This is a genomic window from Psychrobacillus antarcticus, from assembly GCF_029533155.1.
In the GTDB taxonomy this organism is placed as follows: Bacteria; Bacillota; Bacilli; order Bacillales_A; family Planococcaceae; genus Psychrobacillus; species Psychrobacillus antarcticus.
Genome location: NZ_JAIZDB010000017.1, coordinates 41,655 through 55,212 on the forward strand (window position 1 = coordinate 41,655; position 13,558 = coordinate 55,212).

Below are 13,558 nucleotides of genomic sequence, written 5' to 3' on the forward strand. Positions count from 1 at the left end.
TTAACGGAATGTGTAACCGGTTCCATAAAAGTGATTATTCTATTAAATAGATAAATTTATTAGTAAACAATGAGGGGTGACAAGATGGGCAACGATATTAAGATTTTATCTCCATGTGGGATGTTGGGGTATGGTTTTCCAGAGGAATCATTCTTAAGAGGAATAGAAGAGGAACCGCACGGAATAGTTGTGGATGCAGGATCTACAGATGCAGGACCCCATAAACTCGGAGCGGGTGTTTCCATTGTTAGTAGGCGAGCTGCCAAAAAGGATTTAATGATTATTTTAGAAAATGGAATTCCTAACAAAATACCAATTATCATTGGTTCGGCTGGTGGAGCAGGAGCACAGGTTCATGTAAATTGGACGATGGAAATTATCGAGGAGATTTTACAAGAACTAGAACTGCAAGTGAAAATAGCTGTCATATGGGCAGATATCCCAAATGATTTAGTAATAGAGTCAAATGTACAAGGGAAAATAAAACCACTAAGTCCTAATATCCCTCTTTTAACGGAAGAGGTTATTCTCGAGACGAATGGAATTGTAGCACAGATGGGGCATGAACCTATTCTGGAAGCTCTTAAAGAAGGAGCAGATATTATTGTTTGCGGAAGAGCTTATGATCCATCTCCATTTGCTGCAATAGGAATATTCCATGGAAAAGACCCAGGGCTTTCCTATCATCTAGGCAAAATATTAGAATGCGGGGCTCTTTGCGCAGAGCCCGGAACGACGAAGGATAGTATTTTAGGCATCATCGGTGATACCTCTTTTAAAGTGAAGTCATTGAATCCGAAACGCAAATGTACATCGATTAGTGTTGCTGCACATACTTTTTATGAGAAAGAGCATCCATATATTCTGCATGGACCTGGATTCACTTTGAACCTTGAGCAATGCGAGTTCAAAGAATTAGAAGATGGCGTGGTGGAAGTTTCTAATAGCAAGTATATACCTGCTAGTCAGCATTTTATCAAGCTAGAAGGGGCTCGAAAAGTTGCTTATCGTACTTTTGCATTAGCTGGAATAAGAGATCCGATTTTGTTGGAAAACATTGATGATATTGAATCTAGAGTGAAACAACAAGTAAGTGAGTATTATGACGAAATTCCAAGTGATGATTACCAAGTAAATTTTTATAATTACGGGATGAACGCAGTACTTGGCAACAAGGAAAAAGAAGTCTTCAGCGGTCATGAAATAGGCTTAGTAATAGAAGTAATTGCAAAAGATCAAGAGCTTGCAAATAGCATATGTTCAACAGCGAGATCAACTTTTCTGCACTTCCCACATGAAAAAAGAAAGTCTACAGCAGGGAATCTTGCTTTTCCTTTTGCACCAAGCGACATTGAGTTCGGAGCCGTTTACGAGTTTTCTGTATATCACTTAATGGAAATAGTAGATAATCCGTTCCGAATTGAATATAGATAGGGTGGGAGCAGATGGAGAAATTATTTGATATGGCAAAGGTATTAAGGAGTAAAAATTCAGGTCCATTTGAGCTTACAATGGATATCTTATTTGATAGTTCTGAAAAATATCTGAGAGTTAAAAATTCTAATAAAATTACGACGGAGCTTATTTGTGATCTTTATAACATAACAGAAAGAGATGTCCGTCATATTGTTTTCTTTGATCCCGCGATGGGCATAAAGATAACAATTCTAAGGGGAGTTTCTTCCGGAACTGTTGGAGAAAGGGACGTATATGGTGCACAGCAACATGCACCGTTGATGAACATACTAATAGATTAGGGTGTTAGACATATGAAAAAAATTGCAGTGGTCGGCAGTATAAATAGTGATTATTTTGTAGAGGCAGATGTCCTCCCTAAGACTGGAGAAACGATCTTAGGTAATAACTTTTTTAGGGCACTCGGAGGAAAGGGAGCAAATCAGGCAGTAGCGGCATCTCGCTTAGGAGCAGAAGTTTCGTTTTTTGGCTCTGTCGGCAAAGATGATAATGGCTATTTTGCAAAGGATACCTTTATGCAAGAGAATATAGTGACTTCTTTTCTTCTATTTGAGAATAACGCACATACAGGGGCTGCCTTTGTTGAGATTAGTAACTCTGAAAACCGGATCATTGTCATTCCTGGTGCGAATAGCTTTACAAACAAGAAGTATGTAGAAAATTACTTAGAACAGATTTTGAAGCATGATATTTTTATTTTCCAACTAGAAATCCCGATGGAAACAATTGATTATCTTATACCGATTCTCTATGAACATCAAAAGATAATTATAGTGAATCCGGCTCCAGCTCAACTGATAAAACAAGATATTATTGACAAAATTACTTACTTAACTCCAAATGAACATGAATACCAAGAGGTACTGGATCAGCCAGACAGTAGTATGGAGGACGCGCTAACAAAGTATCCTAATAAGCTAGTGATTACCTGCGGACAAGATGGAGTTAAATTCTTCGATGGAAATCGCATAGTACATGTACCAGTCCACGTAGTAAAAGCCGTAGATACAACAGGTGCGGGGGATACTTTTTGTGGTGCCTTTGCTGTTGCTTTAGCAGATGGTAAAGAATTGAGTGAATGTATCCGTTTTGGAAATATTGCTGCAGCTTTGTCCGTTCAAAAGAAAGGGGCACAAGCTGGAATGCCATTTAAAAAAGATGTAGATCAAATTATTAAAGAGGAGCGAATCGATGACACAGAAAGGGATATTCCACAGAATTAAAAAAGACTGGGTCATTTACTTAATGCTCTTTCCGGCTATATTATACTTTGTCATTTTTAATGTAATTCCTATCATTGGCATGAAGCTCGCTTTTCAGGATTACCGTGTTATTGGGGATAATATCTGGGTCGGTTTAAAGCATTTTAAAGTATTATTCAGCTCTCCAGCTTTTTTTGATGTATTGCAAAACACGATTATTATCAGCACTATGAAAATTGTATTCTTTTTCCCAATACCGATTGTTCTTTCATTGATGATTAATGAACTTAGAAATGGTCCTTTTAGAAAATATGTGCAATCTGTTATTTATTTACCCCATTTCTTATCATGGGTGGTAATTGCAGGAGTATGGATCAGCTTATTAAGTCCTGATGCTGGTGGTATAAATGTTATCAGGAATTTTTTTCAACTGCCGACACTCGATTATATGACAAGCAAGGACCATATCCGCTGGGTACTAGTATTTTCTGAAATGTGGCGAAGCGCAGGATGGGATTCCATTATATACCTCGCAGCAATTATGAAAATTAGTCCTTCTTTATATGAAGCTGCGCGTATCGATGGAGCTTCTACTTTTCAACAGATGCGTTTTATAACATTTCCACAACTGCTAAGTACGGTCGTAGTCGTGTTCATTTTAAATTTAGGTTTCTTCCTGAACGCAGGTTTTGACCAAGTATTCAATATGATTAACGATTCTACTATTAGTAAAATAGATATTCTGGATACTTATGTGTATCGTATCGGGATTTTAAATGGGCAATACGCTTATGCAACGGCAGCCAGTCTTTTTAAAGGTGTAATTGGTGTTATTTTAATACTAAGTACTCACTTTATATCGAAAAGGTTGACGGGGAAAGGAGTGTGGTAAGTGATGAGACGTTTTGTTAAACGGTTTACTTGGTCCCAGTTTATCATTTGTACGGTATTGCTAGTCTTATCATTTATGGTACTAGTTCCTATCCTAAATTTGTTGGCGATGTCCTTATCGGACCCCTTACAAGTGCATAAACTTAGTGGATTGGATATTATTCCAAAAGGGTTTTCATTTATTAATTACGAGGTGTTGTTTTCAAATCCACTTATCGTAAGGAGTATATTCAATAGTTTGTTTCTGACGATTGTCGGTACCGCTCTAAATCTGTTTTTAACTGCTTTAGCTGCGTATGTTTTAGCAAGGACAGACTTTGTAGGGAAGAGAGTGGTTATTCTCTTTTTAATCGTAATCATGGTCTTTGAGCCAGGTCTCATTCCGGAATATCTATTAGTGAAAGACCTAGGGTTATTAGACACTTATGCTTCTCTAATACTCTATAAGACTATAAATATTTTCTACTTGTTTATACTGATGCGGTTCTTTGAAGAAGTTCCAGATGGTATTTTAGAGGCTGCACGAATCGATGGAGCAGGGCATTTTAGAATTTTCACTCGTATTATGTTACCACTTTCTAAACCAGGCTTAGCTACATTGGGGTTGTTTTATGGGGTTTATCATTGGAACGAATACTTCCGAGCAACGATTTACTTAACCGATCCCAATAAATGGCCATTGCAAGTAGTCATAAGACAATTTGTTGTAGAGAGAGATAATACGACTCTATTAGGGGCGCAGAATCTTCTCTCTTATGAGCAGGTGCAGGCACTAGACTTTGGTTCTTTACAAGCGGGAACAATTATTATTTCCATCGTCCCATTGCTTGTTTTCTATCCGTTTATTCTTAAATATTATGCGAAAGGAGCACTTGAAGGAGGGGTAAAAGATTAAGCTACTTGTTAGCATTTAACTGCAATACCAAATCAAAGGGGGAAATAAAATGAAGAAGATGCTTTTATTAGTTCTAGTTTTTGTCATGATTTTTGTAACGGCTTGTTCTAACGATTCAGATGATGTAAGTGAAGCAACTGTCGATAAAGATGGCGTAGTTAATCTGAAAGTTGTATTCAAGGATGAAGGGCCATCTAATCCAGTGGCAGTAAAATACTTTTCTAATTTAGAAAAGGCTTTAAAAGAAGATAAAGATTTGAATGTGAAGTTTGAATTGGTAGAAATGCCTCAAGGTAACTATGCGGAGAAGTTAAATCTACTGTTAATGAGTGGAGAAATTCCAGATTTAATATACTTCCAAGGTGGAGATCAACAAATTGCTAATCAAGATCTACTCGAGGATTTGACTCCATACATTGAGAAGTCCGAGTATATCAAGGATATTTTGCTACCACATAATGAAGAAAGATTAAAAAACTATCCATACCTGCTTTGGGTTAAGCCATTAGATTCGAAAACACCTGTTATTCGTAAAGATTGGTTCGAGAAGGCAGCAAGTTCTGATGCATTAATGGCAGATCCATCTATTGAAAATTACCATGCGTTTTTTAAAGAAGTTGTACAAAATGCAGACGGTGGTAAACCAGCTTATGCAGTAACGGTAGCTGGAGATATAGCTGAACTGGATACCATTTTTAAAATGGCATTTGGTTTAAACCAAACTTGGTTGGAACAGGATGGGAAGTATATAAATTCAAAGGTTTCTGAACAAGAGAAAGCCAAATTAACTTTTTATAGCCAATTATACGAAGAAGGATTATTGGATCCACAGTATTTAACGAAGCAATGGGATACAAAAGAAGAAGCTTTTTATGATGGTGATGCAGCTGTAATTACTGGAACAAACGGAAAAATTATTGATATTTATAACGGGAAAATGACACAAGTAAATGGTGCAGATGCTGAGGTTGTCGTACTTCCGCCAGCTAAAGGAGAATACCAAGGTTTTATCGCTACAGATATTACGAAAGAATCTCGTGGCTTAGCAATTTCATCTCAATCTAAGAGCAAAGATACGGCTTTTGCAGTATTAGATTATTTAGCTAGTCCAGAAGGGCAAAAACTAGATCGTCTTGGTTTTGAAGGTGAGCATTTTAACGTAACAGATTCAGGAATTGAACTGACAGAAAAATATTACAATGAATGGTACGCAAGATTCTGGGAACCTGAAGCTTTTGAATTAGAAAAACCACTTGTTACTCCATTATTAAGTGAGCCGGCACAAAATTCAAGAGAGCTGGCTAATGAATTCTACAATCCTGATAACAGTTTCATAATCCCTGAAGAATTTGTTTCTAAGTGGGATGCGATGGAAAATATTTATAAAGATTTTTCTGCCGATGTTATTACAGGAAAACGATCAGTTAGTGAATTCGATGACTATGTAAAACAGTGGAATGAAGCTGGCGGAAATGAAATTACAGAGTATGCCAACGAAACAATCAAGTAAGGGGTAATATAAATGGTTACTTTTCAAGATCGAGTAAAAGGAGTACTCCTATCGACGGCACTTGGTGATGCGATGGGAGCAACAATTGAAAAATTAAACTATCACGAAATAAAAGAACAGTATGGTCGTGTTGAATCGCTTGAAACAAAATGGTACAAAGCGGATATTCCAGAAGAAGAACGACTGGGGAGAATGAGGGGGAATGGAACAATTACTGATGATACCCTTATGACGAATGCGTTGATCCAGGTGTACTTGACCAAAAAAAGACATCTCGATGCATATGATATGGGAGATGAATTCATCAAGGAAATTGCCTATAAAAAACAATATATACCTGAACTTGGCAAAGAAGCAATGATTATGGATCGATTGTTCTATCCAGAAAAAAATATTTTTATACGGCATGTGCTAGCAAACTGTGAACCAAGAGAAGGTGGCATTGGCAATATGGTGAACTGTGGTGCAGCAATGTATATAGCACCTATTGGTATTGTCAATGCTGGTAATCCTAAGGCTGCATATGATGAAGCAATATTATTCGCAATGGGACACCAAAGTAGTTATGGGCTGGAGGCGGCTGGAGTTTTAGCCGCCTGTGTTGCTAAAGCGTTTGAAGTGAATGTCACCATAGATGAGATAATTGAAACTGCCATATTCTTCGCTAAAGATGGCACGAAGGAAGCTATCAAAGATTTGACAGCAGCTGCAAAAGAGTTGCGCATGAAAAATGCTGACATGGATGAAGTAATTCAAGTACTACAGAAAAAAATGGAAAAGTATTCTCCGATGAAGGATGACGTCCATCGGAAGTTTGAGAAAATAGGGGTTCCATCCAACCACTACACTCCGAGTAGGATATTTTCTATCGAGGAGCTTCCAATGGCACTTGCATTTATCGTGTTAAACAATGGAGATTTCTATAACTCTATCTATGATGGTATAAACTCTGGTAGAGATACAGACTCCATAGGAGTGATGACAGGTGTCATACTTGGAGCAATGTACGGTGCTGATGTTATAAAGAAAGAAGAAATAAGTCTATTAGAAGAAACAAATAAAACGAATTTCACTTTTTTAGCGGAGCAATTTGCTGAGGTAGCTGAAATAATTATAAAAGAGGATCTTGCTCTTAATCAAAAGAGAATGAGTATTTTTGAATAGTATTAACCAAAATTGGAGTGAATCACGTGTTACATGAAAATTATTTGGAAAAGGTGTATGCGGGATTCTTGGGAATGAACGTTGGAATTAGACTTGGTGCACCGTTAGAACCTACAGAATGGACTTTCGAAAAAATACAAGAAGTTTATGGCGATATAAGAGGTTACGTAAAGGATTATGAGATGTTTTCTGCAGATGATGATGCAAATGGACCTATATTCTTTATACGGGCTCTCTATGACGATGCCAAGGATAGAGAAGTAAAGGCAGAAGATGTGGGGAAGTCTTGGTTAAACTATTGTAGAGAAAACATTGGAATGATTTGGTGGGGTGGAGAAGGTATTAGTACAGAGCATAATGCCTATCTCAATCTAAAAAATGGAATTCCAGCTCCTCAATCAGGATCAGTCGAAGAAAATGGAATTGTCTTAGCTGAACAAATAGGTGGTCAGATTCTCATTGATAGTTGGGGATTAATATACCCAGAAGATTTTAAAAAAGCAGCTCATTTTGCAGAATTGGCTGCCAGTGTATCTCATGATAAAGAAGGTCTTTATGGTGCGAGATTTATAGCTGCTTGTATATCTAAAGCTTTTACTGCTAAGTCTATTCAAGAAATAATAGATGCTGGACTATCGGTAATTCCAGAGGACTCTACATATGCAAAAGTAGTAAATGCAGTAATGACATTTCATCTTCAGAAGCCAGAGGATTTTCGTGAATGTCGCAACTATTTAGAACTACAATGGGGATATGATAAATATCCTGGAATATGTCATATTATTCCGAATGCAGGGGTTTGTATTTTAGCACTTCTTTATGGGAATGGAGATTTTTCAAGAACTATTGAAATCGCAACAATGTGTGCATGGGATACAGATTGTAATGCAGGAAATGTTGGAACGATTCTTGGTGTATATGATGGAATTGCTGGTATACCTGATCATTATAGAAAACCAGTAAATGATTGTATAGTTGCATCTAGCGTATCAGGATACTTAAATATTGTTGATATACCAACGTTTTCAGCGGAACTTGCATTATTAGGATATAAGATGGCAGGCGAGAACCCACCAGATAATCTGCAGAATAAAGTAAAGGATGGGGAGGTTTTCTTTGACTTTGCACTTCCAGGATCCACACATGGTTTTAAATCGGATAATCCTTTTAAAGCATTTATTAAGCATAATGATAAAGTTGGACAAGGATCTCTAGAAGTCATTTTTGATCGAATGTATGGCGATAGTCAAAGTAAGATATTTTATAAGCCTTTCTACCGCCGGGAAGAATTCAATGATGAAAAATATAAACCTACATTTGCTCCTAAAGCGTATAGTGGGCAACAGGTAGCTGTTGATATCTATCTAGACAAATGGCAAGGATCAGGGATTTTTATAACCCCCTATATTCGTAATACCTTTACAAAGGAATGCGTAACTTTAGATAAAATAGAACTGGTAAACCAACAATGGAACAGCATACGATTTACTATTCCGGAAACAAATGGTGCATTAATAGATGAAATTGGCTATATTCTCGAGAGTCCTTCCGAATCCCTTAATCGTGCGTTCGGGGCATTCTATTTAAAAAACTTTCACATTTTTGGAAATGCTGAATATAGTATAGACTTTTCCAAACAATTTGTTGAATTTCTAAGTATTACTCCCTTTGCCCACCACAACGGACAGTGGACATTAGATGGAGATAAGATGACCTGTTTATCAGAAGGTAATTGTTCGAGTTACACAGGTAATTACTATACAAGAGATGCAATTATAGAAACTGATATTACTCCAATTAGTGGGATTAGTCATCAAATGATTTTCAGAGCACAAGGGATTCAACGACATTACCTTGTCGGATTTGATGGGCATGATAAAGTATCCTTAATTTTAAATGATTATGGTTATGAACGTTTAATCACGGTACCATTTAGTTGGGATATCGGTGAAAAGTATCGTTTTGAGGTTCAATTTAAAGGAGCAAGTATCCAATTTTCAATAGATCATAAGGTTATTATTGAATTTGAGGATGACAAAATTACTTCAGGAATGATTGGAATTGGATCTTTGGATAAAGGTGAAACAGATATCCTTTCATTTAAAGTGAAAGAAATAGGATGAATACGAAAGGTTTGGAGATGTCGAGTTCAGTCACGACATTCCTCTGAATCTTTTCAGCATAACTTGGCAAGGAGTTTGAGTTTTGTGAAAAAAAGTGTAACGATTAGAGATGTAGCTAGAGAATCAGGTTTATCCATCGCGACTGTTTCAAGATATCTTAACGGCAAAGGCTATTTAAGTGAGCAATCAGAGAAGAAAATTAAAGATGTCATGGAGCGAATGGACTATAAGCCAAATGAAGTGGCTAGAAGTTTATCTAATAGGAAAACGAATACCATAGCATTAGTTATTCCTGATATCACCAATCCCTTCTTTCCGGAGTTGGTAGTCGCCATTGAAGGTGTTGCAAGAACAAGGGGCTATAGTTTATTTTTAATAAATACGGAGGAAGAGATGCTTCATTCCAATAGTTTTTGGAGGAGTCTTGAAAGTCGATTTATTGATGGTTTGATCTTGGGGTCATTTCAATTTACCGGAGAGGTATTAAAAGGAATGGAGAATATGAATCTACCTTTTGTTCGTATTGACCGTGGAGCAGGAGATGATGAAGATAATTCATTTGGAGTTGATAATAGCGAAGGGGCGAAACTTGCCGTGGAGCATTTAATAGAGGTTGGTTGTAAAAATATTGCCCATATAAGTGGACCAAGCACCTATCCCTCATCTTTAGAGAGAGTGAAAGGTTACCGAGAAGCGATGAACATATATCTTCCACTGCAGGAAGAATGTATTTATGAGGGTGATTTCTCTTTAGAAAGCGGCCAAAAACTCACAATAGAATTATTGAATAATCACCGAGATTGTGATGGGATTTTTTTCGGAAACGATCTTATGGCTATTGGAGCACTAAAAGCGCTAAAGTTAATGAATATTCGAGTGCCAGAAGAAATAGCGATCATTGGATTTGACGGCATTCAATTAACTCAAATGGTGGATCCCGAAATAAGCACGATTGAACAACCAATTTATGAATTGGGGAAACTAGCAACTACTCACCTAATCGACATGATCGAAAAAAAGACTGAAGGTAGTGATTATGTTAAGTTAGATGTCCATTTGAGGAAAAGAGAATCTACTTTGGGAAAACATCCCGGTGGAGTATAGAACCCAATTAGAGGTTTCCTACTTGTATAGTGGGGAGCCTTTTGTAGATTTTTCAACAAATTGGCTCTATCCTCTGTTTCTTTAATAACTCGACAAACTGAGTTGCAGGCAATGGTTTGGAGTACAGATATCCTTGTACCGTGTTGCAATTATAGTTTTGTAAAACCTTCAATTGCTCCAAAGTTTCAACACCTTCTGCGACTACATCCATTTGTAAATGATTCGATAGTTGAAGGATCATATGCACGATGAAATTTGCATCCTCTTGTTTAGCTATACTTAAATCCTGTATAAACGAACGATCAATTTTTAGTATGTCAATTTTTCCGTTAAAATGATGCAGATTGGATAAAGAAGAGTATCCAGTCCCAAAATCGTCTAGCGCAATTTTAATTCCTATATTTTTTAACTCGTCTAATAGTGAGAAAACAATTTCCTCATTCTTCAAAATAGAAGTTTCGGTAATTTCAATCTCTAAGTATTGAGCTTCAAGCTGAGTTTCTTCCAGTATTTCCTTAATACTGCTGGCTAAATCTTTCTCCATGAAGCGAGAAGCTGATAAGTTTACAGATACTGGAATAGCCAGTAAGCCAGCATCCTGCCAAGCTTTGTTTTGAGCACACGCAGTTTTTTTTACCCATTTTCCAATTTTATTAAGAAATCCAATTTTTTCTGCCAACGGAATAAAATCATTAGGTAGGATTAACCCTAATGTCGGGTGATTCCATCTGATAAGTGCCTCGGCTCCAATGATTAAACTCTTCTTCGCATCTACTTTAGGTTGGTAATACAATTCAAACTCGTTTCGATCTATTGCATATATAAGGTCCAATTCTAGTGCAGTCAAGGAAGATGCAAATACTTGATCGCTAACAGTTCCTTCGATGCTATTTACATCAGAAATGCTATTTTTCGGATGATTATTTTTGTTATTTGCGCTATAATTATGTAGTGAAGTCTGATTTACATCTAGATTTACTGTAGGCTGCATGGGCTTTTCTCCTTATATATTTTGGATTTTGTTAGAGAATCCAATAAAATTAGAAAGAATAATTTTATTGGACATGTCATCATTAATTTGTAAAAGGCAAATCGTAAGTAGTAATTGGTTGTTTAAATGTTTTTGCCTCTTCACTGTTTCCATTTGGATAAAGTGCAACTGCTAATACGATTAATAAGATAATAGATAATTTTTTCATGTTTTTTACCGTCCTTTTTTTATATAATATGGGGTGATTCTGTTGGAAATGAAATACTTAGGTTTAGAAATTAGTAAACTGAGAGCTGAATTAGGGATATCCCAAAAGGAGCTCGCAAAGGATATTTGTACACAGTCAACAATTAGTAGAATTGAAGCTGGTGAAGTGTACCCAGCAATAGATACATTATTGAAAATAGCTTTAAAACTACAAGTCCCAGTAGAATACTTTATTGAAATGCTATTCCATAAAAACGTTTTTGAAAGTGAAGAACTAATAAATGATATTGAATTTCACTTAAAAGAGCATAATTATCAAAAAATAATATCGATTATTAATTCAAATCAAATTGACAAAGAAAATATTTGGTTAGATTTATACTGTGATTATATTTTAAATACTGCTAGATATTATTTGAAAATTATTTCACCAGAAGAATGTATAGTTAACTTAAAAAGTATTTTAAATTATTCTAATCCAACCACTATCCAGTTCAGATTTTTGCAAATAAAAATTAATAATACTATTGCTAACGTTTACGGTGAAAATGGTGAGAGTCAGAAATGTCTATTTTATTACAATAAAATATTAAAAGAGCACATCCACAAAAACTACAGTGATTATAAAATATATAAAACTCTAATAACTGTTTTATTTAATAAATGTAAAATCCTTTATGATCTCAAAGAATTCGATGCAGCTCTAAATACAGCAAATCAAGGAATTCAAAAGTCAAAGGAAAGCTCCTTCATGTTCTTAACCGGAAAATTCCTATACTACAAAGGCCAATGTTTAGAAAAGAAAGCGGCTCCTATAGAGTACATCAAAGAAGTATATCAACAAGCTCTTTTTTTCTTTGAGTTTCAAGAATTACCTTTTTATATCGAAGCGATTAATCAAAATAAAAAACAATTTCTACGGTAGACTGGGAGTCTTGGTTTGATTCTCATAAAGTTTCTATTGGTAGAGTGATTTCCCCCATTTCCAAATTAATAATTACACGCATTCGTTACTAAAAGATCATTTTACAAATGAGTGCTAATTACTTAACTAATCGTATTTTAAATCCTTTTTACATTTCAAATATACTAGATATCCATTAAAAAATCTGTAGTGTATGCATAAATGGATATTTTCTTAAGCAGTCGAAAATTAATTCGGCTGCTATTTTATATTAAAGCGGAGTTTTTCACTTTATTGATTGTAGTAGAAGCGTCATAAATTGATATACACTGGAGATACTAAACCTACGTAAGGAGGAATGCGAGATGAAGGTGCGAATAGAGTGGGTGTATAAAACAAAGCGAGGAGCAGAGATGGATTTCTTTTCGGAGGAAGTTCCAGCTGCTCAGGCATTGTTGTTTGCGGAAGATATGGAGCGAACAGGTCGACTAAAGCAGGTGACATTTGTTGATCGGTTCGATAGTTCGTGGACAGTAAAGGAATTGAAGGGATATTTGAAGGGGATTGAAACGGAACCACATAATGTGAAGGTATATTTTGATGGAGGATATGATCTTGAAACAAAAAGTTCTGGACTTGGCTGTGTCATTTATTATGAGCAGAATGGCAAGGCATATAGATTGAGAAGAAATGCTGCTACGACGGGTTTAGAATCGAATAATGAAGCAGAATATGCTGCGATGCATTTAAGTTTACAGGAACTGGATTTGCTAGGTGTTCATCATTTGCCAGTCCGATTTAAAGGGGATTCACAAGTAGTGATCAATCATTTGAACGGCGAGTGGCCCGTAATTGAACGAGATTTAACTGGTTGGGCAGATCGAATTGAAGGGAAGCTAACGAAGCTAGGAATTCAAGCGGAGTATGAGTTGGTACCAAGGAAGATGAACGGGGAAGCAGACCGTTTGGCGACTCAGGCCTTGAATGGTATTGAGATTCAGGCAGTGATTGAAATAGTTGGGGATTGAGTGATTGTAAAAACGTACATAAGTTGAAAACACCAGTGCCTATGAGACACCGGTGTTATTTTT

13 protein-coding genes are annotated in these 13,558 nt (G+C 36.3%); 11 read left to right on the plus strand and 2 right to left on the minus strand.

The genetic code is table 11. The features are described from left to right. Positions 1 to 84: 84 nt before the first annotated feature. From LDK52_RS10495 to LDK52_RS10535, 9 genes are all read left to right on the plus strand, one after another. Positions 85 to 1,434, plus strand: coding sequence for an acyclic terpene utilization AtuA family protein (locus LDK52_RS10495; RefSeq protein ID WP_277585917.1), 1,350 nt, complete (start codon positions 85 to 87; stop codon positions 1,432 to 1,434). Between the two features lie 11 nt (positions 1,435 to 1,445). Next, positions 1,446 to 1,757, plus strand: coding sequence for a DUF4387 domain-containing protein (locus LDK52_RS10500; RefSeq protein WP_277585918.1), 312 nt, complete (start codon positions 1,446 to 1,448; stop codon positions 1,755 to 1,757). Positions 1,758 to 1,769: 12 nt separating this feature from the next. Next, the gene (gene rbsK, locus LDK52_RS10505) at positions 1,770 to 2,699 is read left to right on the plus strand and encodes a ribokinase (protein ID WP_277585919.1); all 930 of its coding nucleotides are present in this window, start codon (positions 1,770 to 1,772) and stop codon (positions 2,697 to 2,699) included. Continuing rightward, a complete protein-coding gene (locus tag LDK52_RS10510; RefSeq protein WP_277585920.1) occupies positions 2,668 to 3,570 on the plus strand; it encodes an ABC transporter permease in 903 nt (300 codons plus the stop codon). Before rbsK ends, LDK52_RS10510 begins: the two co-directional genes overlap by 32 nt. Positions 3,571 to 3,645: 75 nt before the next feature. Beyond that, the gene (locus LDK52_RS10515) at positions 3,646 to 4,464 is read left to right on the plus strand and encodes a carbohydrate ABC transporter permease (RefSeq protein ID WP_407081814.1); all 819 of its coding nucleotides are present in this window, start codon (positions 3,646 to 3,648) and stop codon (positions 4,462 to 4,464) included. A 49-nt stretch (positions 4,465 to 4,513) separates the two neighbouring features. Next, a complete protein-coding gene (locus LDK52_RS10520; protein ID WP_277585921.1) occupies positions 4,514 to 5,974 on the plus strand; it encodes an extracellular solute-binding protein in 1,461 nt (486 codons plus the stop codon). 12 nt (positions 5,975 to 5,986) lie between these two features. Continuing rightward, on the plus strand, positions 5,987 to 7,138 hold the full coding sequence (locus LDK52_RS10525) for an ADP-ribosylglycohydrolase family protein (protein ID WP_277585922.1): 1,152 nt from the start codon (positions 5,987 to 5,989) through the stop codon (positions 7,136 to 7,138). Positions 7,139 to 7,164: 26 nt separating this feature from the next. Beyond that, on the plus strand, positions 7,165 to 9,261 hold the full coding sequence (locus LDK52_RS10530; protein ID WP_277585923.1) for an ADP-ribosylglycohydrolase family protein: 2,097 nt from the start codon (positions 7,165 to 7,167) through the stop codon (positions 9,259 to 9,261). Between the two features lie 84 nt (positions 9,262 to 9,345). Continuing rightward, entirely contained in the window at positions 9,346 to 10,365 is a 1,020-nt protein-coding gene (locus LDK52_RS10535; RefSeq protein ID WP_277585924.1) for a LacI family DNA-binding transcriptional regulator, read from the plus strand. Positions 10,366 to 10,417: 52 nt separating this feature from the next. Here the strand turns inward: LDK52_RS10535 and LDK52_RS10540 are convergent, their stop codons facing one another. Next, positions 10,418 to 11,356 (minus strand): putative bifunctional diguanylate cyclase/phosphodiesterase, encoded by a 939-nt coding sequence (locus tag LDK52_RS10540; RefSeq protein ID WP_277585925.1) that lies wholly within the window; start codon positions 11,354 to 11,356, stop codon positions 10,418 to 10,420. Positions 11,357 to 11,438: 82 nt separating this feature from the next. Further along, a complete protein-coding gene (locus LDK52_RS10545; protein ID WP_277585926.1) occupies positions 11,439 to 11,564 on the minus strand; it encodes a hypothetical protein in 126 nt (41 codons plus the stop codon). Positions 11,565 to 11,612: 48 nt separating this feature from the next. Here LDK52_RS10545 and LDK52_RS10550 point away from each other — a divergent pair, with 48 nt between their 5' ends. Beyond that, complete coding sequence (locus LDK52_RS10550; RefSeq protein WP_277586083.1) at positions 11,613 to 12,488, plus strand: helix-turn-helix domain-containing protein; 876 nt, start codon at positions 11,613 to 11,615, stop codon at positions 12,486 to 12,488. 344 nt (positions 12,489 to 12,832) lie between these two features. Continuing rightward, a complete protein-coding gene (locus tag LDK52_RS10555; RefSeq protein WP_277585927.1) occupies positions 12,833 to 13,495 on the plus strand; it encodes a ribonuclease H family protein in 663 nt (220 codons plus the stop codon). Positions 13,496 to 13,558: the final 63 nt, after the last annotated feature.